The sequence below is a fragment of the Streptomyces cadmiisoli genome (assembly GCF_003261055.1).
Taxonomy (GTDB): Bacteria; Actinomycetota; Actinomycetes; order Streptomycetales; family Streptomycetaceae; genus Streptomyces; species Streptomyces cadmiisoli.
Genome location: NZ_CP030073.1, coordinates 6,002,001 through 6,025,333, shown reverse-complemented (window position 1 = coordinate 6,025,333; position 23,333 = coordinate 6,002,001). Strand labels below are relative to the sequence as shown.

Sequence of the window (23,333 nt, the reverse complement as noted above, 5' to 3'; positions counted from 1 at the left end):
CACGCTGAGTTCCGCACCCCGAGACGAGTTGGAGCGCCCATGCCCCAGCACGTACCGCCGCCGCTGCGCACCGCTCTCCCCCGGCCGCAGCAGCACTCTTCGGTGCTCCCCCCACCCCCGCGCCGAATCGTTTTCCTTGCCCATCGCGACCTCGGCAATCCGGCCGCGGGCGGTTCCGAACTGCTCGTCGACCGGCTGGCCGAGGGCCTGACCGGACTGGGCCACCAGGTCACCCTGCTGTGCGGCGGCCCCGCGTCGTACCGCGACTACCGGGTCGTCTCGGCGGGCGGCGCCTACGGTCACTATCTGCGCGCCCGCTCCGCCTTCGCCCGCCAGGTCGGCGACTGCGACCTGCTGGTGGAGGTGTGCAACGGCATGCCGTACCTGGCGCCGCTGTGGCATCACGGCCCCACCCTGTGCCTGGTCAACCATGTGCACACGGACCTGTGGAGGATGCGCTTCGGCGGGCCGCTCGCGCCGGCCGCCCGGCTCGGCCGGAGAATCGAGCACTGGGCGCTGACCGAGGCGCAGCAGCACAGCCTGCTGGTGGCCGTCTCCCCGTCCACGGCCCACGCCCTGCGCGCGATCGGCGTGGCACGCGAACGCATCCGGGTCGTGCACAACGGTGTGGAGGAACCCGGCCCCCGCGCCGACCGCTCGCCCGAGCCGCTGTTCGTGGCGGTGGGCCGGCTGGTCGAGTACAAGCGCGTCGATCTGCTGCTGCGGCTGTGGGAGCGGGTCAGACCGGTCACCGGCGGCCGGCTGGTGATCGTCGGCGACGGCCCGGAGCGGGAGCGGCTGGAACGGCTCGCGGGCCCGGACGTGGAGTTCACCGGTCATGTCCCGGACGTCGAGAAGCACCGTCTGCTGTGCGCGGCCTGGCTGCTGCTGCACCCCTCGGCGGTGGAGGGCTGGGGGCTGGTCGTGACCGAGGCGGCCACCCGTGAGACACCGACGATCGCCTTCGACGTGCCCGGCCTGCGGGACTCCGTGGTCGACGGCGAGACCGGCGTGCTCGCCGTCGGGGAGTCCTCCTTCGCGGCGGCCTGGTGCACCCTGGCCCTGTCCGGGCACCGCCGCGAACTCATGGGCAAGGCCGCCCGGGAACGGGCCGCCCGCTACCGCTGGGACCGCACCGTCCGGCAGTTCCGGGCGGTGGCCGCCGAGGCGGTGAGGGGCTGGGAGCCATGACCGCGGCTGCCGGTGGCGGCCGGGGGCGCGCGGAGCCCGGCCGCGGTCCGCGCGACCCGTCGTTCCGCCGCTCCCTCACCCTCTTCCGCGCCTTCCTGCACGAGCAGGACGACCCCGACGCGTGCTACGCGCTGCTCGCCCGGGACGCCGCCGACCAGGTCGAGGCCTACGACGGCCCGCTGGCCGGCCGCACCGTGGTCGACGTCGGCGGCGGCAGCGGCCATTTCACCGAGGAGTTCCGGCGCCGCGGCGCCCAGGCCCACCTCTTCGAACCGGACGTGCGGGAGCTGGGCGAGAAGCCGCCGGACGGCACGGTGATCGCCGACGGCTATCTGCTGCCGCTGTACGACGGGGTCGCGGACGTCACGTTCTCCTCCAACGTGCTGGAGCACGTGGCCGATCCGCAGACGTTCCTGAGCGAGCTGGCCCGGGTCACCCGGCCCGGCGGGCTGATCTATGTGTCGTTCACCAACTGGCTGTCCCCGTGGGGCGGCCACGAGTGGGCGCCCTGGCACTACTTCGGCGCCGAGCGGGCCCGCGCCCGCTACCGGCGCCGTACCGGCAAGGAAGCCAAGCACACCCTCGGCGAGAACCTCTTCGCCGTGCACATCGGCCCCACCCTGCGGCAGGTGCGCGCCCGCGACGACGTCACGGTCGTCTCGGCGCGTTCCCGCTACTGGCCGTTCCTCACCGAGGCCGTCGTCAAGGTCCCCGGCATCCGTGAGCTGGCCACCTGGAACCTCCTCCTCATCCTCCGGCGGTGTTCCCCATGACGACCACGGTCCAGGCTCCTCCCCCGGCAGCCGTCCCCACCACCGCGACCACCGCGGGCCCCCCGGAGGGCCCGCGGTCGCGGCGCTGGCTGCTGGGGTTCTGGGCCGTGGTCCTCACGCTGTTCCTGGCCGTGCAGCCCGGCCGGCAGACCTTCGACACCAAGCTGGGCGTGACCGTCGACCCGGGGCGGTTCCTCTCCGACCTGGGCGGGCTGTGGCACGACCGGGCCGGCTTCGGCGGCATCCAGGACCAGTACATCGGCTACGTGTGGCCGATGCTGCCGTTCCACTGGCTCGGCGGCGCGGCCGGCCTGCCGGTGTGGCTGACCCAGCGGCTGTGGCTGTCGCTGGTGGTGACCGTCGCCTTCTGGGGCGCCCTGCGGCTGGCCGAGCGGCTGGGCGTCGGCAGCGGCGCCTCCCGGCTGACGGCCGCGGTCGCGTACTCCCTGTGGCCGGTGTTCACCACCGTCGTCGGCTCGACGTCGGCCGCCGCGCTGCCCGGCGCGTTCCTGCCGTGGGTACTGCTGCCGCTGGCCGACGAGCGCCGCAGCGCCCGGATCGCCGCCCTGCGCTCGGCGCTGATCGTGCCGTTCATGGGGGGTGTGAACGCGGCCTCCACGCTGGCCTCCCTGCTGCCGGTGGGCCTGTACCTGCTGTCCCGCCCGCCCGGGCCGCGGCAGCGCAAGCTGATCGCCTGGTGGGTGCCCGGCGTGCTGGTGGCGACCGCCTGGTGGTGGATCCCGCTGCTGCTGCTCGGCGCGTACGGGGAGAACTTCCTGCCCTACATCGAGAGTTCGCAGACCACGACGGCCACCATGTCGGCGACGGAGGCCCTGCGCGGCGCCGGCAACTGGGTGGCGTACCTGCACTTCGGGGAGGCGTGGCTGCCCGCGGGCTGGACGGTGGCCACCTCGGTACCGGTGATCGTCTGCTCGGCGTTCGCGGCCGCGCTGGGCCTCGCGGGACTGGCCCGCCGGGACCTGCCCGAGCGCCGGTGGCTGGTGCTGACCGCGCTGACGGCGGCGCTGATCCTGCTGGCCGGGTACGGCGGGACGTTCGGCGGTCCCTTCCACGAGACCGTGCAGGACTGGCTGAACGGCTGGCTGGCGCCGTTCCGCAACATCTACAAGTTCCAGACGGGACTGGCGCTCGCCCTGGTGCTGGGCCTGGCCCATCTGGTCGCCGTGGCGGCCGAGCCGCGCGGCGCGCGCCCGCTGCCGGGCCGCCGCTTCGCCGCGCTGATCGCGGCCGTGCTGGTCCTGCCGGGCCTGCTGTGGCCGTACCTCAACGGGTCCGTCCTCAACCCGGGTTCGTTCCGGGAGCTGCCCAAGTACTGGCAGGCCACGGCGGACTGGCTGGAGAAGTACTCCCCCGACTCACGTGCCCTGGTCGTCCCGGCGACCGCGCACGGCATCCACACCTGGGGCTCCACCATCGACCAGCCGCTGGACGTGCTGGCCGACTCCCGCTGGGCCCAGCGCGACTACGTCCCCTTCGGCACGCCCGGCAACCGGCGCGCCATGGACGCGGTCGAACAGGCGCTGCTGACCGGCGCCGAGGTCCCGGGCCTCGCGGACTTCCTGAGCCGCGCCGGGATCCACTACGTCGTCGTCCGCAACGACCTCGACCCCGACCAGATCGGGGCCGTCCCGACCACGACCGTCAAGCGCACCCTGGAGCAGTCCGGCTACGAGCGGGTGACCGGCCTCGGCCCGGTCATGACCGGCGGGCGGATCGCCGACGACGCCCCGCTCCAGGTGGAGGGCCTGTATCCGCGCCAGCGGGCGGTGGAGATCTACCGGCCGCTCACCGAGGACGTGCCGCGGCCCGGCCAGGCCTCGCTGTACCCGGTGGCCGAAACGGCCGTGGTCTCCGGCGGCCCGGAGTCGCTGCTGCCGGTCGCCGCCGCGCTGCGCGGCCGGGCGACCGTCCTGGCCGGCGACAACCACCCCGGGCTCGGCTCCCCGCAGCTCCAGGTCACCGGCGACGGACTGCGCCGCGCCGACACCCGGTTCGGGCTGGTCAACGCCAACACCTCGTACACGTACACCCGTGACGAGCGCAACGCCCCGGACGCCCACCAGGACGCGGGCGAGCCGCCGCACCAGATCCTGCCGGTGACCGGCACCCGCCACCAGACCGTGGCCGAACTGCGCGGCGCCCGCTCGGTGACCGCGTCCTCCTACGGCAGCTGGTTCTTCCATCTGCCGCAGTTCGACCCGGTGGGCGCCTTCGACGGCAATCCGGACACCGCGTGGACGGAGGGCTCGGCCGACTCGCCCGACGGGCAGTGGCTGCGCATCGCCTTCACCGGCGACTACGACATGCCGTCGTCGTTCCGGGTCACGCCGCTGCCGCAGGAGAGCGTCCGGTCGGCGCCGACCCGGGTGCGGGTGGAGACCGAACGGGGCTCCGTCACCAGCTTCCTCCAACCGAACGGCATGACGCAGCGCGTCAAGGCACCCGCCGGCGAGACCGGCTGGATGCGGCTGACCATCGTCGACTCGGTGGAGCGCCGCTCCGGTCTGCTCGGTGCCGGCTTCAGCGAGATCACCCTGCCGGACGTGCAGGTGACACGGCTGCTGCGGCTGCCGGCGGACGCCGAACCCGCGGCGAACGAACTCATCTCGCTGCACCGCGCCGCCGACCCCACCGGGCTCTCCCCGACCGGCACCGAGGCGGGCCTGCACCGCCGCTTCACCACGGACACGGCGGGCCGTTACGAGGTGGCGGCGAGCGCGGTCGCGGTCCCCGGCGAGGAACTCGACCGGCTGCTCTACGAGATCGCGCCCGACCAGCGGGACCGCATCACCGCGACCGCCGACTCCACGGCCCGGCTCGGCGCGGGCCTGTCCGCGCGCAACCTCACCGACGGCGATCTGACCACCGCGTGGGTCGCCGGCGCCCGCCCGACGGTCCATCTGCGCTGGGAGGGCAAGCAGCCGGTGGGCGAACTGGTGCTGGCCGCGGCCGGCGGCCTGTCCGCCCGGCCCACCGAGGTGCGGATCAGCTCCCCCGACGGCGCGACGCTCGCGGGCGTCGACGACAACGGCTGGGTCCGCTTCCCGCCGATCACCACCGACCGCCTCGACATCACGGTCACCGAGACCGCCCCGCTCACCCTGCACAACCCGGTCGTCGACGAGGACCTGAACCTCCCGGTCGGCCTCACCGAGGCCTATCTGCCGGCCCTCGACGCCTACCGCACCCCGCAGCCGGACCCCGACCGGACCTTCTCGCTGCCGTGCGGGCAGGGGCCGGTGCTGGCGGTGGACGGGGAGCTGTACCGGACCGGTGTGCGCGGGACGGTGCGGGACCTGGTGGAACGCCGGCCGGTGAAGGTGTCGCTGTGCCCGGCGGACGGTCCGGAGGCGGACGGTCTGGAGCTGGCCCGGGGCGCGCACCGCGTCGAGGCGGGCGACGCGGGCCCCCTGGTCGTCACCGGCGTCACCCTCACCCGGGGCACGGTGACCGAGCCGCTCGCCGCCGACCGTGACCTGGAGATCCGGGACTGGCTCGGTGACCGCCGCGAGGTCGCGGTCGGTCCGGGCGCCGCGTCGTACCTGACGACCTACCAGAACTTCAACGACGGCTGGCGGGCCACGCTGAACGGCCGGGAGCTGACCTCGGTCCGGCTGGACGGCTGGCAGCAGGGCTGGCGGATCCCGGCCGGGGTGAGCGGCACGGTCCGGCTGGCCTACGAGCCGTCGACCACGTACGACGCGGGTCTGATCGGCAGCGGCGTCGGCGTGGCGGGACTGGTGGCCCTGGTCCTGTGGCGGCGGCGCGCCCCCAACCCCGACGCGCCGCAGCCGGTGCCCGCCCCGCCCGGTCCGTGGCTCGGCACGGTGGCGCTGACGGTCGTCGGAGTCGTGATCGCGGGCTGGTTCGCGCTGCTGGTGCCGGCGCTCGCGGTGCTGGCCCACCGGCGGCACGCCCTGCTCGTCCCGATCGCGTTCGTGGCGCTCGCCGGCGCGGGTGTCGCCGCGGCGGCGGGCGCCGGCCGGCCGGTGGCGGACGGCGCGGGGGCGTTCGGGCCGGTGGCCCAGCTGCTGGCGCTGATCGGGCTGTTCGCCGCGCTGGTGAGCACCCGCGGGCGCCGGGCCCCGGACCCTGCGGCGGAGCCGGACCCGGAGGCACCCACGCGACCGCTGCCGCGCCGGCGGCGCGGTGAGAGCGGGCCGCCGCCGCGGCCCGCCGCGGGCCCGACCGTCTCCGCGCGCGGCCCCGGCGGACCGTCGCTCGACAAGGGGGAGGCGGACCGGCCGTGACCGCGATCGACCAGCCGGCCCGTCCGGCGCCGGACGGGCCGCCGGTGCGCATCCCGTTCCCGGTCGTGGACGAGGTGGCCCGGCACTGCCTCCAGGACGAGGAACCGGAGACGGTCCACATCGAGGTCCACCTCCCCGGCAGCCTCGACCCCGACCGGCTGCGCCGGGCCTTCCACCGGGCGCTCCTGCGCCACCCCCGGATCCTGATGCGGGAGGCTCCGGGGCGGTGGTACCGGCGGCGCTACGAGTGGGAACTGACCGCGGAGCCGGACGTGGAGGCCGTGAGCTTCCCGCCGCCGGGCCGCAACGCGCTGCGCGACGCCCGGACCAGGTCGCTGACCCAGGCACCGCCGCTGTCCGCGTCCCCGCCGATCCGGCTGGAGGCGGTGCCGGCGCGCACCGGCAGCGTCCTGTTCCTCACCATCAACCACACCGCCCTGGACGGCCCGGCGTGCCTGCGGGTCCTCGCCACCGCGGCGGAGCTGTACGGCGGCCGGGACAACTCCCCGGCCGCACCCCCCGTACGCGCTCCGTCCGCGTCCGCGCCCGACCCCGCGGACACACCGTCCAACTGGCGGCCGCCCGCGCGGGTCGCCCCGGGCAGGCCCGAGCCCTCCCCCGGCAACGGACTGATCGTCACGGAGCTGTCCCTCCCGCGGCGGCCCGAGGGCGCCCCGTACACGGTCAACGACCAGCTGATGGTCGCCACCGCCCTGACGATCGCCCACTGGAACCGGGAGCACGGCGTCCGGCCGCGCCCGCTGCGCGTCACCATGCCGGTGGACGACCGTCCGCGCGACGCGACCATGCCCATCGGCAACGGCACCCGGCTGGTCGAGGTCCCGTTCTCCCCGCACGAGTTGACCACGGACGACATGCCGGCGCTGCTGGGCCGCACCGCGCTGCGCACCCGCGCCCTGAAGTCCCTCACCCGCCCCCAGCTCGGCCACGGCGCGGCCCTGCTCACGGCGCCGGTGGTGCCGGTCCCGTGGCGGGCCGCGGTCACCCGCGGGCTGCGCCGGGCGGCGGCGCCGTGGACGTCGACCACGCTGCTGAGCAACATCGGCCGTATCCCGTACCCCCTGGACTTCGGCGCGGAGGCCGGCCGCGCCACGGCGGTGTGGTTCTCCGCCCCGGCCCGTATGCCGCGCGGCCTCACGCTCACCACCGCCTCCACGGCGGGCCGGCTGCACCTGGCGCTGCGCTGGTCGCGCACCCTGCTCGGCCACGGCGACGGCGCCCACCTGCGGGACCTGTTCGAGCACCATCTGCACACCACGGAGGTCACCCGATGACCACCACCACGTCCCCCGGCGACCTGCGGGACTTCTACGAGGACCCGGCCGTCCCCGTCGCCTCCGGCACCCCCCGCAGCCTGCGGCAGGCCCGCATGCTGGCCGCGGCCCTCGGCACCGGCACCGCCCGCACCGTCGTCGACATCGGCTGCGGCGACGGCACGGCGGCCGCCACCGCCGCCCCGCTGCTGTCCGGGCACCGCATCATCGGCGTCGACTGGTCGCAGGACGCCCTGACCCGTGCCCGCACCCGGCTGCCGTACGCGGTCCGCGGCGAACTCACCGGCGGCGGCCTGCCGTTGCGTTCGGAGTCGGCCGACGCCGTCCTGTTCAGCGAGGTCGTCGAGCACCTCGTCGACCCGGACGCCGCCCTGGACGAGATCCGCCGCGTGCTGCGCCCGGGAGGCCATCTGATGCTGTCCACCCCGAACCTGGCCGCCTGGTACAACCGCGCCCTGCTGCTGGCCGGGGTGCAGCCGGTCTTCTCCGAGGTGAGCCTGCGCGCGATCCACGGACGCCCCGGCCGGGAGGTCGTCGGGCACCTGCGGCTGTACACCGCCCGCGCGCTGCGGGCGTTCGTCGCCGCGGCCGGCTTCGAGGTGGTGCGGCTGGCGGGGGCGCCGTTCCACGGGGTGCCGCGTGCGCTGCGGCCGCTGGACCGGCTGGCGTGTGCCAGACCACCGCTCGCGTCCATCCTGCTGCTGCACGCGCGAAGGTCGTAGGCCGTGTGGTGGGGAGTGGCCGCGGCCCTGCTCGCGAACGTGCTGTACAGCAGCGGGTTCGTCCTGGAGAAGCGGGCGCTGGCCGCCCTGCCGGAGGTCACGGTCCGCCGTCCGGGCCGGCTGCTGCGCCTGGTGCTCGGCAGCCCGCTGTGGATCGGCGGCTCACTCGCCCTCGCGGCCGGGTTCGCCGCCCAGCTCGTCGTCTACCGCACCCTGCCGATCGCCGCCGCGCAGGGCATCTTCGTCTCCGGCCTGGTGCTGCTGGTGCTGCTCTCCGCCCGGCTGCTGGGCGAGGAGACCAGCGGGCGCGAGCGGTACGCGCTGGCCGCGATCCTCGCCGCCCTGCTGATGGTCGTGCTGTCCCTGGACGAGGGCACCGAGACCGTCGGCCGGGCCGCCCCCTACCCGCTGGTGCTGCTGCTGTGCGTGCCGTCGCTGGCGTCCGGCGTGTGGCTGTACCGCGCCGCGGAGCGCCGCGCCCTGCGCCGCCACCGGCTGCCGACCACCGGTGTCGAGTACGGGGTGGCGGTGGGCCTGCTCTACGGCGTCAGTTCGCTGGCGATCAAGGGCGTCTCCGGCTACTGGACGTCGGCCGCCAGCGCGGGCGGCGCCCTCCTGGACGTCCTGCGCTCGCCGTACCCGTACCTCCTGCTGTTCACCGGCGCGTTCGGTCTGGTGATGTCGCAGGCGGCGCTGCAACGCTGCCGGGCCTCGCTGATCGTGCCGGTGTGCACGACGGTCACCTGCCTGTACACGGCGGTGCTCGGCACGCTGTCGTTCGGCGAGGCCCTGCCCGACCACCCGCTGCGGATGGCGCTGCGGCTGGCCGGCACCGCGCTGGCGGTCGGCGTGCTGCTGACCATGCCGAAGCACGACTCGGCACCCCGACAACCCGCACCCGCGAAGGAGTTGACACCCCCATGACCCCCGACGACCCGCTGCTGAGGATCCTGGCGTGCCCGCTCGACAAGGGCCCGCTGCATCTGCTGCCGCCGGACGAGTCCGTGGCGTCGGCGGAGATCCTGTACAACCCGCGGCTGCGCCGCCGCTACCCGATCGTGGACGGCATCCCGCAACTGCTGCCGTCGTCCGGGGAGCAGGTCTCCGAGGACGAGCACGAGGAACTGCTCAAACGGATGGTGCCGTGACCACGCTCGCCGCCCGGGTCGCCCGCTTCCTGCCCGCCCGGCTGGTGGCCGCGGCCGCCCGCGCGGTGTACCCCCGCTTCGAACCGGAGCTGGCCCGGCTCGCCGACTTCTGCCCGCCCGGCTGCGGCACCGCCGTCGACGTCGGCGGCTGGTACGGCCCGTGGACCCGCAGGCTGAGCGCCCGCTCCCGGCGGGTGGTGACCGTCGAACCGGTCCCGCACCTGGCGCGGCTGCTCTCCGCCACGGCCCCGGCGAACGTCCGGGTGGTCCGGGCCGCCGCCTCGGACCGCCCCGGCACGGCCCGCCTGTGGCTGCCCCCGGGGGACACCGGCGAGCGGGGCGTCTCCTCCCTGCTGCGGCGGGACATCCACGCCCGCTCGGTGGAGGTCCCCTGCGTGGCCCTGGACGACCTCGGCCTCACGGACGTCGGCTTCGTCAAGGTCGACGTCGACGGCAGCGAACTGGCCGTGCTGCGCGGCGCGACCGGACTGCTGGCCCGCGACCGGCCGGCCCTGCTGGTGGAACTGGAGACCCGGATCCAGCCGATCGCCCCGGCCGTGACGTATCTGTCGCTCCTCGGCTACACGGGCTGGGTGCTGCCCGGCTCGGCCTGGGTCCCGCTCGGCGACTTCCCGCTGGAGGCCCACCAGGCGGCCACCTCGCACGTCGCCTCGCACGGCCTGCTGCGCCGGGTGCTCCCGCTGCGCGACCGTCCCCGCTACGTCAACTCCGTCCTCTTCCTGCCGGACGGCCGGCGCCCCGGCGGCGCGCGCGACCGCGACGGTGTGCCGGTGTCGAGGGGCTGAGCCGCGCCCGGTGGGCGACGATGGAGCGCATGCCGTCCTCAGGAATGCCACCCGCCGGCGAGGAGCCGTCCGGCGGCAGGTTCACCCCGCTCGACTTCCAGCTGGTCCTGCTGCGCCGCATGGCCGACCACAACCCCGGCCTGGTGGAGGACGCCCGCCGCGAACTGGGGGTCCCGCTCGCGCGGATGCGGGAGGCGAACAAGCGGTGGCAGGCCATGGTCCGCTCCCCGCGGTCGCGCGGCGCCGCGGACCGGCTGCGCTCGGTCCTCGGGCCACCGGAGTCGACGGCCGCCCGCCGCGTCGGCGACCTGGACTGCGAGGCCCGGCAGTGGCGGCTGCCGCTCTGGCCCGACCTGCGCTTCGAGGTCCTCCTCGCCCCGAACGGCGCCGTCTGGAACGAGTGGCTGGTGCGCGCGCCGGGCGTGCCGGGCCCCGAGCTGCACACCCTGGAGGACCTCACCCCCTGGTCCTGCACGGTGGACGAGGCCGCCCGCGCCTTCGCGCCGGCCCGCCCGCTGGAGGGCTCGGCGCCGACCCGGTGGGGCCTGGCGTTCACGGCGCCGGACACCCGGGGCGTGCGCCACCGGGTGGCCGCCGAGTTCACCTGGGGACTGCTGCAGCGCACGGCGGTCGCCGACGAGGCCCCACCGGACCGCCCCCGGTAGAAACGGACCGGCCGCGCGGGGGGACGGACCGGCCCGCCGGGACGCCTAGTGGGACAGGATCGCTTCCACCACCGGCCCGACCGATCCGGGGTGCAGCGACAGGAACAGGTTCGGCTCGACCAGCTCCAGTTCCATCACCCGCGGCTCCCCGTCGGGTCCGTCCACCAGGTCCACCCGCGCGTACAGCAGCTCCGGCGCCCCCGGCACCGTGCTCAGCGCGCGCTCGGCCACGGCCAGTTCGGCGTCCGTCGGCCGCCACACCTCGAGCCCGGGATGGGCGACCTTCCGCGCGTCGTACGCGGTGCCCGGCGCCAGCACGGCGCCCTTGCGGCTGGCGTGCAGCAGCCGCCCGCCGAAGAACTGCAACGCCCGTTCGCCGGTGACGTCGATGCCCTCGACATAGGGCTGCACCATCGCGGTGAACCCCTCGGCGTGCATGCGCGCCAGCTGCCGTACGGCGGTGGCGTGCTCGTGCGGGGAGTAGCGGGCGGCGAAGCGGGCGCCCGCGCCGGAGGTCGGCTTGACGACGTAGTCGTGGTCGTCGGGCAGGCCGACCGGCTCGCCGGGGGCGAGGTAGCGGGTGGGGACGGTCGGGACACCGGCCGCCGCGAGATCGCCGAGGTAGCGCTTGTCGGCGTTCCACCGCACCACGTGCGCCGGATTCGCCAGCCGCGTGACCCCGCCGCACTTCCGCGCCCAGGCGAGGAATTCGGTGGCCCGCCAGCTGTAGTCCCAGGTGGAGCGGATCACGGCGAGGTCGAACCCGGCCCAGTCGACCGCCGGGTCGTCCCACTCGACGACGGCCGTGTCGGCCCCGGCGCGGGTCAACGCCCCGGCCAGCACGGGCAGATCAAGGTCCGCGGCGACCTCGGGACCGGGCCGGCAGGTGACGAGGGCGATGCGGGGCACGGCGGTTTCCTCCGAGGTCGGGCGACGATGGGCCGCTGGGCAGGCTAACAACCGTCCCGGCGTCGGAAAAAGGCGCTTGACCTTCACCTTCGGTGAAGCTCCAGCATCGGTGGCGGAACCGGAGGAGTGCGAGGTGCACATGGACATGCTGACGATCGGCGCGTTCGCGAAGGCGTCCCGGCTGTCGCCGAAGGCGCTGCGGCTCTACGACGAGCTGGACCTGCTGCGCCCGGCCCGCGTCGATCCGCACACCGGCTACCGCTACTACGCGCCCGAGCAGTTGGAGCGGGCCCGGCTGGTGGCGTGGCTGCGCCGGCTGGGCATGCCGCTGGCCGGTATCCGCGCGGTGTGCGCCCTGCCGCCCCCGGCCGCCGCCCGGGAGGTCCGCGCCCACTGGGAGCGGGTCGAGGCGGAGACCGCCGAGCGGCGGGACCTCGCCCGGTTCCTCGTCGACCACCTGACGACACCGTCGGGGCCATCGAGCCCATCGAGAAGGGACACCGCCATGACCACCCTGGACCTGCGTTACGCCGCTCTCACCGACCCCGGTCTGGTCCGCCCCGCCAATCAGGACACCGCGTACGCGGGTGCCCGCCTGCTGGCGGTCGCCGACGGCTACGGACCGGCGGGCGGCCCGGCGAGCGCCGCGGTCGTGGAGGCGCTGAAGGTGCTGGAGGACGGCGCGGAGACACCGGCGGGCGAGGTGCTCAACCTGCTGGCGGACACCGTGCGGGACGCGACGGCGGCGGTGCGCGACGCCGCCGGGTCCGACGAGGCCGGCACCACCCTGACGGCGATGCTGTGGACCGGCTCCCGGCTGGCCCTCGTGCACATCGGCGACTCACGGGCGTATCTGCTGCGCGACGGGGGCCTGTTCCGCATCACCCACGACCACACCGTCGTCCAGTCGATGATCGACGAGGGCCGGCTCACCCCGGAGGAGGCCGCCACCCACCCCCGGCGCGCCCTGCTGCTGAAGTCCCTGACCGGCGGCGCCCCCGTACCCGCCGATCTGCGCCTGCACGACGCGCGTCCCGGCGACCGCTGTCTGCTGTGCTCCGACGGTCTGTCGGCCGTGGTCCCCGAGGCGCGGATACGGCACGTCCTGACCACCACCGCGGCCCCGGAGGACGCGGTCCGCGCCCTGGTCGACGCGGCGAACGCGGCCGGCGGGCCGGACAACGTCAGCTGCGTGGTCGCGGACGTGACACAGCCGGCGGCCTGACCCGTCCGGCGCCCGCGCCCCGCTCTTCCCGGGCGGGGCGTGCCCGCTACCGGTCCCGCTCCCCCTCCGGGTCCCAGTCCAGGAGGCGCACCTTCGCGACGGTGCGGACATGGCGGCGCATGGCGGCGGCCGCGCGGCCCGGCTGCCGCGCCTCGACGGCGTCGAGGATGGCCCGGTGCTGGGCGAGGGACCGGCCGGGGCGGCCGGGCTGGCGCAGGGACTCGGTGCGGCTCTCGGCGATCTGCTCGGCGATGGAGCGCATGAACTCCGCGAGGATGCTGCTGTGCGCGGCCTCGGTGACCGCCCTGTGGAAGAGGCGGTCGCCCTCGACGCCGTGACCGCCCCGTTCGACCTCCGCCGCCATGTGGTCGAGCGCCGACCGCATCGCGGCCAGGTCCGCCTCGGTGCGCCGCTCGGCGGCCAGTTCGGCGAGTTTGGTCTCCAGGGCCTCGCGGGCCTCCAGCACGTCGGGGAGCCGGCGGCGGCGCTCGACCAGTTTCTCGACCGGTTCGACCTCGAGGCTGTCCCGGACGAGGTACGTGCCGCCGCCCTGCCGCGCCTCCACCAGGCCCTGGACCTCCAGGACCACGATCGCCTGCTTCACCGAGGCCCGGCTGACACCGAGCCGCTGGGCCAGGTCGCGTTCGGGCGGGAGACGGTCACCGGCCCGCAGGCCGGCCTCGTCGACGTACTGGCGCAGCCGGTCGAGAACCTGCTCGTACAGGCGCTGCTTCGTCATGGGGCGCAGGGCGTCGGTCACTGGGTCCCCCTCTCGCCCGGAGCGTAACACCGGGGGACGCCGATTGGCCGGGTGGCTGAACCAATTCATGCGCGACCCCTTGACGTGCCCCGCCGGTGCGCCCACGCTGACCTGCCAGCCGGGTCGATTGGTTCAGCCAATTGGCCACTTGGTGGATCTCCCCACGTCGCCCAGTCCATCCCCCCATCGTTCCGGGACCCAAAGACGGGAGCCCCGTATGTCCCCCGAACTCATCTCGATCCTCGTCCTGGCCGTGGTGTTCGTCATCGCGACCACCCGCTCGATCAACATGGGCGCGCTCGCCTTCGCCGCCGCCTTCGGGGTCGGCACGCTGGTCGCCGACCTCGACGCGGACGGCATCTTCGCCGGTTTCCCCGGCGACCTGTTCGTCGTCCTGGTCGGGGTCACGTACCTCTTCGCCATCGCCCACGCCAACGGCACCACCGACTGGCTGGTGCACGCCGCGATCCGGCTGGTGCGGGGCCGCGTCGCGCTGATCCCCTGGGTGATGTTCGCCCTGACCGGGGCGCTCACGGCGATCGGCGCGGTCAGTCCGGCCGCCGTCGCGATCGTCGCGCCGATCGCCCTCAGCTTCGCCGTCCGGTACGGGATCAGCCCGCTGCTGATGGGCGCCATGGTGGTGCACGGCGCGCAGGCCGGCGGTTTCTCGCCGATCAGCATCTACGGCTCGATCGTCAACGGCATCGTGGAGCGGGAGAAGCTCCCGGGCGACGAGATCGTCCTCTTCCTGGCCTCGCTGGTCGCCAACCTCGTGATCGCGGCCGTGGTGTTCGTGCTGTTCGGCGGGCTCGGGCTGTGGCGGCAGGGGTCGGTGGCACCGGACCCGGCGGGCCCGGCCGGAGCGGCCCCGCACGGGACGAGCCGGCCCGCGGACGGCGCCTCCGGCAAGCGGCCCCCGTCGGCCTCCGGCACCGGACCCGAACCCGGACCCGAACCCGGCACCGGCACCGGCACCGGCACCACCGTCACCGCCGTCGACACCCGCGAGGAGACCGACGAGACCGGGGCCCGCCTCACCCCCGCCCGGATCGCCACCCTGGTCGCCCTGGTCGCCCTGGTCGTCGCGGTCCTCGCCCTGGACCTGGACGCGGGCCTGACCGCGATCACCCTGGCCGTGGTGCTGAGCACCGTGTGGCCCGAGGACAGCCGGCCGGCCGTCGGCCGTATCGCCTGGCCGACGGTCCTGCTGATCTGCGGCGTCCTGACGTACGTCGGCGTGCTGGACGAGATGGGCACCATCACCTGGGCCGGCGAGGGCGTCGGCGGCATCGGTGTCCCGCTGCTGGCCGCGCTGCTGCTGTGCTACATCGGCGCGATCGTCTCGGCGTTCGCCTCGTCCGTCGGCATCATGGGCGCGCTCATCCCGCTGGCCGTGCCGTTCCTCGCGCAGGGCGAGATCGGGGCGGTCGGCATGGTCGCGGCGCTGGCCGTGTCGGCGACGGTGGTCGACGTCAGCCCCTTCTCGACGAACGGCGCGCTGGTGCTGGCCGCGGCACCGGACGTCGACCGCGAACGTTTCTTCCGGCAGCTGATGATGTACGGAGGGATCGTGGTGGCGGCGGTGCCCGCGGTGGTGTGGCTGGTGCTGGTCGTGCCCGGCCTCGGGTAGTCCTCCCGCACGGCACGGCAACAGGTGACGACGACCAAGGAGTACGACGCGTGTCCTCTCTCTTCCCCGCCCTGACCGGCGACCCGGCCCTCACCGGCGGCCCGGCCGGACCCGGGCTGCGCCCCGCCCTGACGTTCGGCGACCGCTCGCTGACGTACCCGGAACTCGCCGCCGCGGCCGGTGCCGTCGCGGACCGGATCCGCGCGGCGCACCGGGTCGCCGTCTGGGCGACCCCCACGGCGGAGACCGCCGTCGGTGTCGTGGGCGCGCTGCTCGCCGGGGTGCCCGCCGTGCCGCTGAACCCCAGGTCGGGCGAGCAGGAGCTCGGGCACATCCTGTCCGACAGCGCACCGGCGCTGCTGCTCACGGCCCCCGGGGAGCAGCTCCCGGCCGCCCTCGGCGCCCTGGAGCGCGTCGAGGTCGACGTACGGGGCGCCGGCCCGGTCCCGCACGGCACCGCGTCCGACGAGGACCCCGCCCTGATCGTCTACACCTCCGGCACCACCGGCCCGCCCAAGGGCGCCGTCATCCCCCGCAGGGCGATCGCCGCGACCCTGGACGCGCTCGCCGACGCCTGGCAGTGGACGGGCGACGACGTGCTGGTGCACGGACTGCCGCTGTTCCATGTGCACGGACTGGTGCTCGGCACGCTCGGCCCGCTCCGGCGCGGCGGATCCCTGCGGCATCTGGGCCGGTTCTCCCCCGAGGCCGTGGCGCGCGAACTGAGCGGCGGGGCGACCATGCTGTTCGGGGTGCCGACGATGTACCACCGGATCGCCGAGGCGCTGCCCGGGGACCCGGAACTGGTGAAGGCGCTGAGCGGGGCGCGGCTGCTGGTCTCGGGATCCGCCGCGCTGCCGGTGCACGACCACGAGCGCATCGCGGCGGCGACCGGCCGCCGGGTCATCGAGCGGTACGGCATGACCGAGACGCTGATGAACACCGCCGTCCGCGCGGACGGACAGGCCCGCCCCGGCACCGTCGGCGTACCGCTGCCCGGGGTGGAGCTGCGGCTGGTCGAGGAGGACGGGTCGCCGGTCGCGGCGTACGACGGGCAGAGCGTGGGCGAGATCCAGGTGCGCGGACGGAACCTGTTCACCGAGTACCTGAACCGGCCCGACGCCACCGCCGCCGCCTTCACCGCCGACGGCTGGTTCCGCACCGGCGACATGGCCGTGCGCGACCCCGACGGCCAGGTCCGCATCGTCGGCCGCAAGGCCACCGACCTGATCAAGAGCGGCGGGTACAAGATCGGGGCCGGGGAGATCGAGAACGCGCTGCTGGAACATCCGGGGGTGCGGGAGGCGGCCGTCACCGGGGAGCCCGACCCCGACCTCGGTGAGCGGATCGTCGCCTGGATCGTCCCGGCGGAGGGCCAGTCCCCGCCCGGGGTCGAGGAGTTGGCCGAGCACGTGGCGCGCCGGCTCGCCCCGCACAAGCGGCCGCGCGTCGTGCACCATCTGGACGCGCTGCCCCGCAACGACATGGGGAAGATCATGAAGCGGGCGCTGGGCCGTGCCTGAGCGCCGGTCGGCACGCCAGGTGGTCGCCCTCGTCGCCGACGACTTCACCGAACTCCCCCACCCGGCCCGGGAGCCGGTGCCCGACGGGCCGCTGGGCTGGCCGGGCTACGACGCCGCCCGCGCGCGGGCCGCCGGACGCACCGGCGAGGACGAGTCCGTGATCTGCGGCACCGCCCGGATCGAGGGCGTGCCCGTCGTGCTCGCCGCGTTCGAGTTCGGCTACCTCGGCGGCTCGCTCGGCGAGGGCACCGGGGACCGGCTGGTGGCGGCGTACGTCCACGCCCGCGAGCACCGGCTGCCGGTGGTGCCGCTGATCGCCACGGGCGGCAGCCGGATGCAGGAGGGCATGGTCGCGCTCACCCAGCTCCAGCGCGTGGCCCGGCAGTCGGCGCTGACCCGGCGGGCCGGCCTGCCGCAGATCGCGGTGGTGCGGGACCCGACGACCGGCGGCGGCTGGGCCACCCTGGGCGCGGGCGCCGACGTGATCCTCGCGCTGCCCGGCGCCCAGATCGGCTTCGCCGGCTCGCGGGTGCGGCCGGCCGGCGCGGACCCGGCGGCGTACACGGCGCGGGGGCAGCTCGCGGCGGGTGCGGTCGACGCGGTCGTGGGCGAAGAGGAGCTGCGGGCGGTGCTGGGCCGCTGGCTGCGGCTGCTGACGGCCCCGTCGGGCGAGCCCGCGCCGCCGCCGCGCCCGCTCGGCGCGACGGATCCGCCCGCCACCGGCTGGGAGGCGGTCCGGCGCGCACGCGCGCACGACCGGCCGCGCGCAGGGAGCTACCTGGACGCCTACTTCACCGAGCGGGTGGCGATCAGCGGCGACCGCTGCGGCGGCACCGACGACGGGATGCTGTGCGGTTTCGGCGCGCATCAGGGGCGCACCGTCGCCTACGCGGCCCAGACCGGGTCCGCGACCCGGCCCGCCGGCTACCGGACCGCGGCGCGTCTGATCCGGCTCGCGGACCGGCTCGGCATCCCCGTGCTGACCCTGGTGGACACCCCGGGCGCCGCCAACGACGCGGAGGCCGAGCGGCAGGGCGTGGGCGCCGCGATCGCCGAGCTGTTCGGCGCGGTGGCCGAGGCACGCACCCCGGTCACGACGCTGGTGATCGGCGAGGGGGGCTCCGGCGGCGCGCTGGCGCTGGCGGCGCCGGGCGGCACGTGGGCGACCGGGGACAGCTACTTCTCGGTGATCGCTCCCGAGTCGGCCGCCCGGATCCTGAAACGGCCCCCGCGGGAGGTGCCCGAGACGGCCGACCGGCTCCGGCTCAGACCGCAGGACCTGGCGGAACCGGGCACGGCCCGAACGGACGATCAGTTGTTCCCCGGAACAGGTGATCGCCGCTTCTGAGCCCGCGGGGGCCCGGCGCGCCGCACGATACTTGCGGTGCGCGAGCGAAGGGCTGCAGACCGTGGTCGCTCGCGGGTCCCGCACATGCGTCATCGCAAGGAGAAAGCACGATCATGAACCTTCTCACCGACATCCTCGCCGGCCTCGTCCACCTCCTCGGCCGGCTGGTCTGAGTCGGGGAACCGACATCCGCGGCGCCGCCTCCCCGTCCCAGGGAGGCGGCGCCGTCCGCGCTTCCCGCACCGGCCGCCGAAGCCCTCGCGGGGCACGTTTTCGCCGCCGCCGTGCGGCGCCACGCCGGGGCGCACCGCACGACACCGCCGACAAACCCCCATATGGCCGCACCCCGCCCGGCCCCCTCCAGAAGGCGTCCACCTCCCTGCGCCGCACACCATGCGAAAGAGGGCCCGCCGCCCGGCGGACCCGGTCTGTGCTCCCGGGAGGAACCGCCATGACCGCGAGTCTGGAGCAGCTGCGGCGCTGCCACTTCGGCGTGGACCTGGGGGCGGCGCGCACGCGCGTGTACGTCAAGGGCTCCGGGCTCGTCGTGGACCAGCCGTCCGTGGCCGCCGTGAACACCCGTACCGGAGCCCTCATCGCGGTCGGCGAACTCGCCGAGAAGATGACCGGCCGCACCCCGCACTACATCCGGGTCGTCCGGCCGGTGTCCGGCGGCACGGTCGTCGACATCGAGATGGCCCAGCGCATGCTGCGCCACCTTCTCGGCGACGAGATCCGCCGCACCCTGCGCCGCAAGCCCAGGCTGCGCGGCGCCGCGTGCACCCCGCACGACGCCGGCCCGCTCGCCCAGCGGGCGACGATCGAGACCCTGGTCGGCCTCGGCGCCCGCCGCGTCGAACTGGTCGACACCCTCATCGCCGCCGCCGTCGGCTGCGGACTGCCCGTGGAGCAGCCCGAGGCGACCATGGTCATGGTGTGCGGCGCCGCCGCCACCCAGGTCGCCGTGCTGTCGCTGGGCTCCATCGTGACCGCCGAACGCATCCCGGTGGGCGGCGAGGCCGTCGACCACGCGATCGTGCAGCATCTGCGGCACGAGCACGCGCTGATGCTGCCGAGTCAGTCCGTCCGGCCGTTGCAGGTGGCCCTGTCCGGCAACGGGCTCACCCCTGACGGACCGTCGTCCACGGAGATCCACGGCCGGGACGTCGCCACCGGCCTGGCCCGTTCGGTCCGGATCGACACGGCCGCCGTGCGCGACGCCATCCAGACACCGCTCACGGGCGTGCTGGACGGCATCGGCAAGGTGCTGCGCGAATGCCCGCCGGACCTGGTGGCCGACCTCGCCGACCGCGGCATCATGATGGTCGGCGGCAGCGCGCTGCTCCCCGGGTTCGACCAGATGCTGCGGCAGGCCACCGGTATGCCGGTGCACATCGCCGATCGGCCGGACGTGTGCGCGGTGCAGGGCCTCGGCACGATGATGGAGGGCGGCGTGGAGCCGCTCCAGCTCGATCCCGTGGACCTCTGAGCCGGCCGGCGCCGGGCGCCGTCACCCCCGGGCGAACCAGCACCGCACGGTCGTCCCGTCCGGCTCCGAGTGCACGCGGACCAGATCGGCGAGCAGGTTGACCAGCAGCAGCCCCCGTCCGCCGCGCTGCTCCCGAGCGGCCGGCCGGCGTCCCGCCAGCGGGTCCGTCAGCCGTCCCGCGTCGCGCACCTCGCACAGCACGTGGCCGTCCTCGGCCCACACCCGCAGCACACCCGAACCGCCGCCGTGCACCACGCTGTTGGTGGTCAGCTCGGCGGTGACCAGCGCCAGGTCCTCCAGCCGGGTGCCGCACAGCCCGTGGGCCGCCGCCTCCCGCGTCGCGGTGTGCCGGGCCGTGGGCAGGGTGCCGGCGTGGAAGGCGAAGGACAGGGCGTCCGGCACGACGGGCAGCGGCTGGTTGTAGCGGGCGACGACGCCCTCGGGGTCGTACGCCGCGCTGGGCCGCTCCACTCCGGAGCGGATGACGGTGGGATGGGTCGCCCGGGCGTCGGCGAGCACCTGTGCGTCCAGGTGCCGGACGTCGTACGGACACAGGACGGTGATCCGGCGCCCGGCGAACGCCGGGTTGATCAGCGCCTCGTGCTGGGCGCAGGCCGGGTACTCGCCGGGCGTGCGGCCGGCCCAGACCGGCTCGCCGACGATGCGCACCCGGCGGCCGGGCGGCTGGGCGTCGGCGAAGGCCCGCAGCACACCGGGGATGATGCGGCCCGGGTTGCGCCCGGCCTCCCGCATGTCGAGCAGGCACACCACGTCCGCGACGTCCCCCAGCGCCTCCCGCACCAGCTCCAGGCGGTCCCCCGGCACGGCCACCGCCACGGGCTCCCCCGCGGCCAGTCCGGCCCGGACGAAGGGCACGGTGCCGGCGACGTACTCCCGCTCGTCCGCGTAGAAGAGCGCGGGGTGCGCGAAACCGTCGGCCGGGCCGAGCGCGTCGACGGGGCCGTGCGGTTCGGCTGCGGCAGTCATGTCACGGACACCTCGATCGCCGGCAGGTCGGGCCAGAAGAGTTCCAGTGTCCGGCACAGGGCGGACGGCGGCCCGTGCAGCACGATCCGGTGTCCGTCCGGCAGGCGGCGGGCCGCGTCGGCGAGCGCGCCGGCGCCCGCGACGTCGACGAACGTGACGGCCGACAGCTCCAGATGACACACCTCCTCGCCCTCCCGCACGATCCGGTCCAGCTGGTCCAGTACGTGGTCCCAGACGTCCCGCGTGGTCAGTCCCACTTCCCCGGCCGCCCGCACACCGCGCGGCCCGGCCAGCGGCGCCGCGGTCAGCTCGGCCGCGGCGCCCTCGCTCCCGGACGGCGCCCGACGGCCGATCGTCACAGGCGTCCCCCCTGCCGTCCTCACGGAAAACCCGTCCCCGAGGAAAAGCCGTCCCCAGGGAGACCGGCACTCCCGAACGTCGTCTCCAGTACCCGCTGATACCCCGCGGCGATCCGCTCATTCCCGTACGGCGGGACGCGGTGCCCCGCGACACGGGACCGCGCACCTCCGGAGCGGCGGGGCGCGGCGGCGGCCCCCGCGGTCGTCACCCGCACGGGGTGAGGCGGCGCCCTTGCCGCGGGCGCAGGCTGATGCCAGACGCATCCGGGCGTTCCCTCAGCGTGTCGCCTCGAAGCGCGGCCCCGGAGCGGCGGACCGGACAGGAGAGCGACCATGAACGACGCAACGGTGACGCTGGCCGCGGACTACCCGCTGCTGGAGGTGTTCTGGACCACGATGTGGGTCTTCCTGTGGATCCTGTGGTTCATGCTGCTGTTCCGCGTGATCACGGACATCTTCCGCGACGACAACCTGAGCGGCTGGGCGAAGGCGGGCTGGTGCGTCTTCGTGGTCGTCCTGCCGTTCCTCGGGGTCTTCGTCTACCTGGTGGCCCGGGGCCGCGGGATGGGCGAGCGCGACCGCAAGCAGGTCGAACGGAGCGAGCAGCAGTTCCGCGCCTACATGCGGGACGCGGCGGGCACGACCAGCCGCGCCGAGGAACTGGGCCGGCTCGCCGAGCTGAAGAACCACGGCGACCTCACCCCGGCCGAGTACGAACAGGCCAAGGCCAAGGTACTGGCGGCCTGAACGGGTCGCGCCGTGAGCACCATCGACCTCTCCGGCCCGGCAGCCCCGACCCCTGCCGAGCGTGCCGCGCGGGGCAAGCAGGCGCGGTCCCTGCTGCCCCGCTCCGGGCAGGGCCGGTTCGAACCCGGCGGCGGGCGGCCCGACCCGATCGACCTCATCGAGGCGCAGTCCGCCGTACGGGTGCCCGAGCTGGTGCCGATCCGCTACGGCCGCATGCTGGAGTCGCCGTTCCGCTTCTACCGCGGAGCCGCCGCGATCATGGCGGCCGACCTCGGCGCCGCGCCGCACACCGGACTGACGACCCAGCTGTGCGGCGACGCCCACCTGCTGAACTTCCGCCTCCTCGGCACGGCCGAGAGACATCTGCTGTTCGACATCAACGACTTCGACGAGACGCTGCCCGGCCCGTTCGAATGGGACGTCAAGCGTCTGGCCACGAGCCTGGTGATCGCCGGCCGCGCCAACGGGTTCTCGGAGCGGGAGCGCGCGGACGTCACCGCGGCCTGCGTGCGCTCGTACCGGACGCGGATGCGGGAGTTCGCCGGGATGCACACCCTCGACGTCTGGTACGCGCGTGACGACGCCGAGGATCTCGACACGATGCTGGCCGGGACCGAGGGGAAGGCGCTGCGCGCGGAGGTCCGCCGGCGGGCCGGCGAGGCGACCTCCCGGGCCCGTACCCGCACCAGCATGCAGGCGTTCGAGAAGCTCACCCGGCTGACCGGCGACGGACGGCGGATCACGCCCGATCCGCCGCTCATCACTCCCCTGCACGATCTGCTGCCCGACCCGGTGGGGGCGGAACTGGAGCAGGCCCTGCGCGGACTGGTCAAGTCCTACGGCCGCAGTCTGTCCTCCGAGCGACGGCATCTGCTGCACCGGTTCCGGGTGGTCGACATGGCCCGCAAGGTGGTCGGGGTCGGCAGTGTCGGCACCCGCTGCTGGATCCTCCTGCTGCTGGGCCGGGACGAGGACGATCCGCTGCTGCTCCAGGCCAAGGAGGCGGGCGAGTCCGTGCTCGCCCCGTTCGCCGGCGCGAGCCGCTACACCAACCAGGGCAGAAGGGTCGTCGCCGGGCAGCGCCTGATGCAGGCCGCGGGCGACATCTTCCTCGGCTGGGAGCACGTCGAGGGCGTGGACGGCCGGCCCCGCGACTTCTACGTCCGGCAGTTGCGGGACTGGAAGGGCATCGCGCAGCCCGAGACGTGGGCGCCCGACCTGATGGGTGTCTTCGGGCGGCTGTGCGGCGGCGCGCTGGCCCGCGCCCACGCCCGTTCCGGCGACCCCGTCGCCATCGGCGCCTACCTCGGTGAGACCGACCGCTTCGACCGGGCGCTGGTGGAGTTCGCCGAGGCGTACGCGGACCGCAACGAACGCGACCACGCGGCGCTGGCCGAGGCCGTGCGCACCGGCCGGGTCACGGCCGGGACCGGCTGACACCGGCCGCTCCGGTTCCGCACGGTGCGTCCCACCCGTCCTCACCCG

The 23,333-nt window shown here is 75.0% G+C and carries 20 protein-coding genes; 16 read left to right on the top strand and 4 right to left on the bottom strand.

Features of this window, described 5'->3' with window-relative positions:
• Positions 1 to 39 precede the first annotated feature (39 nt).
• From DN051_RS26295 to DN051_RS26255, 9 genes are read left to right on the top strand one after another with little or no spacing between them, the layout of a single operon-like run.
• Positions 40 to 1,191, top strand: coding sequence for a glycosyltransferase family 4 protein (locus tag DN051_RS26295; RefSeq protein ID WP_112439617.1), 1,152 nt, complete (start codon positions 40 to 42; stop codon positions 1,189 to 1,191).
• On the top strand, positions 1,188 to 1,964 hold the full coding sequence (locus DN051_RS26290; protein ID WP_053758295.1) for a class I SAM-dependent methyltransferase: 777 nt from the start codon (positions 1,188 to 1,190) through the stop codon (positions 1,962 to 1,964). Before DN051_RS26295 ends, DN051_RS26290 begins: the two co-directional genes overlap by 4 nt.
• Positions 1,961 to 6,235 (top strand): DUF3367 domain-containing protein, encoded by a 4,275-nt coding sequence (locus tag DN051_RS26285; protein WP_112439616.1) that lies wholly within the window; start codon positions 1,961 to 1,963, stop codon positions 6,233 to 6,235. The genes DN051_RS26290 and DN051_RS26285 overlap by 4 nt, the downstream gene beginning before the upstream one ends.
• A complete protein-coding gene (locus tag DN051_RS26280; RefSeq protein ID WP_053758293.1) occupies positions 6,232 to 7,530 on the top strand; it encodes a condensation protein in 1,299 nt (432 codons plus the stop codon). Before DN051_RS26285 ends, DN051_RS26280 begins: the two co-directional genes overlap by 4 nt.
• Entirely contained in the window at positions 7,527 to 8,252 is a 726-nt protein-coding gene (locus DN051_RS26275) for a class I SAM-dependent methyltransferase (RefSeq protein WP_053758292.1), read from the top strand. Before DN051_RS26280 ends, DN051_RS26275 begins: the two co-directional genes overlap by 4 nt.
• Before the next feature lie 15 nt (positions 8,253 to 8,267).
• A complete protein-coding gene (locus tag DN051_RS26270) occupies positions 8,268 to 9,176 on the top strand; it encodes a hypothetical protein (protein WP_053758291.1) in 909 nt (302 codons plus the stop codon).
• Positions 9,173 to 9,400 carry a Trm112 family protein gene (locus DN051_RS26265; protein WP_053758290.1) on the top strand — a complete coding sequence of 76 codons (228 nt, stop codon included), beginning with the start codon at positions 9,173 to 9,175 and terminating at the stop codon, positions 9,398 to 9,400. The genes DN051_RS26270 and DN051_RS26265 overlap by 4 nt, the downstream gene beginning before the upstream one ends.
• Complete coding sequence (locus DN051_RS26260) at positions 9,397 to 10,206, top strand: FkbM family methyltransferase (protein WP_053758289.1); 810 nt, start codon at positions 9,397 to 9,399, stop codon at positions 10,204 to 10,206. Before DN051_RS26265 ends, DN051_RS26260 begins: the two co-directional genes overlap by 4 nt.
• A 29-nt stretch (positions 10,207 to 10,235) precedes the next feature.
• Positions 10,236 to 10,871, top strand: coding sequence for a hypothetical protein (locus DN051_RS26255; protein ID WP_246040663.1), 636 nt, complete (start codon positions 10,236 to 10,238; stop codon positions 10,869 to 10,871).
• Positions 10,872 to 10,916: 45 nt separating this feature from the next.
• Here the strand turns inward: DN051_RS26255 and DN051_RS26250 are convergent, their stop codons facing one another.
• Positions 10,917 to 11,780 carry an ATP-grasp domain-containing protein gene (locus tag DN051_RS26250; RefSeq protein ID WP_112439614.1) on the bottom strand — a complete coding sequence of 288 codons (864 nt, stop codon included), beginning with the start codon at positions 11,778 to 11,780 and terminating at the stop codon, positions 10,917 to 10,919.
• Positions 11,781 to 11,919: 139 nt separating this feature from the next.
• Here DN051_RS26250 and DN051_RS26245 point away from each other — a divergent pair, with 139 nt between their 5' ends.
• The gene (locus DN051_RS26245; RefSeq protein WP_112442451.1) at positions 11,920 to 13,005 is read left to right on the top strand and encodes a MerR family transcriptional regulator; all 1,086 of its coding nucleotides are present in this window, start codon (positions 11,920 to 11,922) and stop codon (positions 13,003 to 13,005) included.
• 46 nt (positions 13,006 to 13,051) lie between these two features.
• Here the strand turns inward: DN051_RS26245 and DN051_RS26240 are convergent, their stop codons facing one another.
• Positions 13,052 to 13,765, bottom strand: coding sequence for a FadR/GntR family transcriptional regulator (locus DN051_RS26240; protein WP_053758286.1), 714 nt, complete (start codon positions 13,763 to 13,765; stop codon positions 13,052 to 13,054).
• Between the two features lie 217 nt (positions 13,766 to 13,982).
• Here DN051_RS26240 and DN051_RS26235 point away from each other — a divergent pair, with 217 nt between their 5' ends.
• From DN051_RS26235 to DN051_RS26220, 4 genes are all read left to right on the top strand, one after another.
• Entirely contained in the window at positions 13,983 to 15,395 is a 1,413-nt protein-coding gene (locus DN051_RS26235; protein ID WP_112439613.1) for an SLC13 family permease, read from the top strand.
• A gap of 50 nt (positions 15,396 to 15,445) precedes the next feature.
• Positions 15,446 to 16,918, top strand: coding sequence for an acyl-CoA synthetase (locus DN051_RS26230; RefSeq protein WP_112439612.1), 1,473 nt, complete (start codon positions 15,446 to 15,448; stop codon positions 16,916 to 16,918).
• The gene (locus DN051_RS26225) at positions 16,911 to 18,266 is read left to right on the top strand and encodes a carboxyl transferase domain-containing protein (RefSeq protein ID WP_053758283.1); all 1,356 of its coding nucleotides are present in this window, start codon (positions 16,911 to 16,913) and stop codon (positions 18,264 to 18,266) included. The genes DN051_RS26230 and DN051_RS26225 overlap by 8 nt, the downstream gene beginning before the upstream one ends.
• A gap of 451 nt (positions 18,267 to 18,717) precedes the next feature.
• The gene (locus DN051_RS26220; RefSeq protein ID WP_053758282.1) at positions 18,718 to 19,755 is read left to right on the top strand and encodes a rod shape-determining protein; all 1,038 of its coding nucleotides are present in this window, start codon (positions 18,718 to 18,720) and stop codon (positions 19,753 to 19,755) included.
• A gap of 21 nt (positions 19,756 to 19,776) precedes the next feature.
• Here the strand turns inward: DN051_RS26220 and DN051_RS26215 are convergent, their stop codons facing one another.
• Both DN051_RS26215 and DN051_RS26210 read right to left on the bottom strand, forming a co-directional pair.
• Complete coding sequence (locus DN051_RS26215) at positions 19,777 to 20,742, bottom strand: anti-sigma factor RsbA family regulatory protein (protein WP_053758281.1); 966 nt, start codon at positions 20,740 to 20,742, stop codon at positions 19,777 to 19,779.
• Positions 20,739 to 21,095: an STAS domain-containing protein gene (locus DN051_RS26210; RefSeq protein WP_234388742.1), complete on the bottom strand. Its 357-nt coding sequence runs from the start codon at positions 21,093 to 21,095 to the stop codon at positions 20,739 to 20,741. The genes DN051_RS26215 and DN051_RS26210 overlap by 4 nt, the downstream gene beginning before the upstream one ends.
• Positions 21,096 to 21,434: 339 nt before the next feature.
• Here DN051_RS26210 and DN051_RS26205 point away from each other — a divergent pair, with 339 nt between their 5' ends.
• Both DN051_RS26205 and DN051_RS26200 read left to right on the top strand, forming a co-directional pair.
• The gene (locus DN051_RS26205; RefSeq protein WP_053758279.1) at positions 21,435 to 21,848 is read left to right on the top strand and encodes an SHOCT domain-containing protein; all 414 of its coding nucleotides are present in this window, start codon (positions 21,435 to 21,437) and stop codon (positions 21,846 to 21,848) included.
• A gap of 12 nt (positions 21,849 to 21,860) precedes the next feature.
• Positions 21,861 to 23,285 carry a DUF2252 domain-containing protein gene (locus tag DN051_RS26200; RefSeq protein WP_246040662.1) on the top strand — a complete coding sequence of 475 codons (1,425 nt, stop codon included), beginning with the start codon at positions 21,861 to 21,863 and terminating at the stop codon, positions 23,283 to 23,285.
• Positions 23,286 to 23,333: the final 48 nt, after the last annotated feature.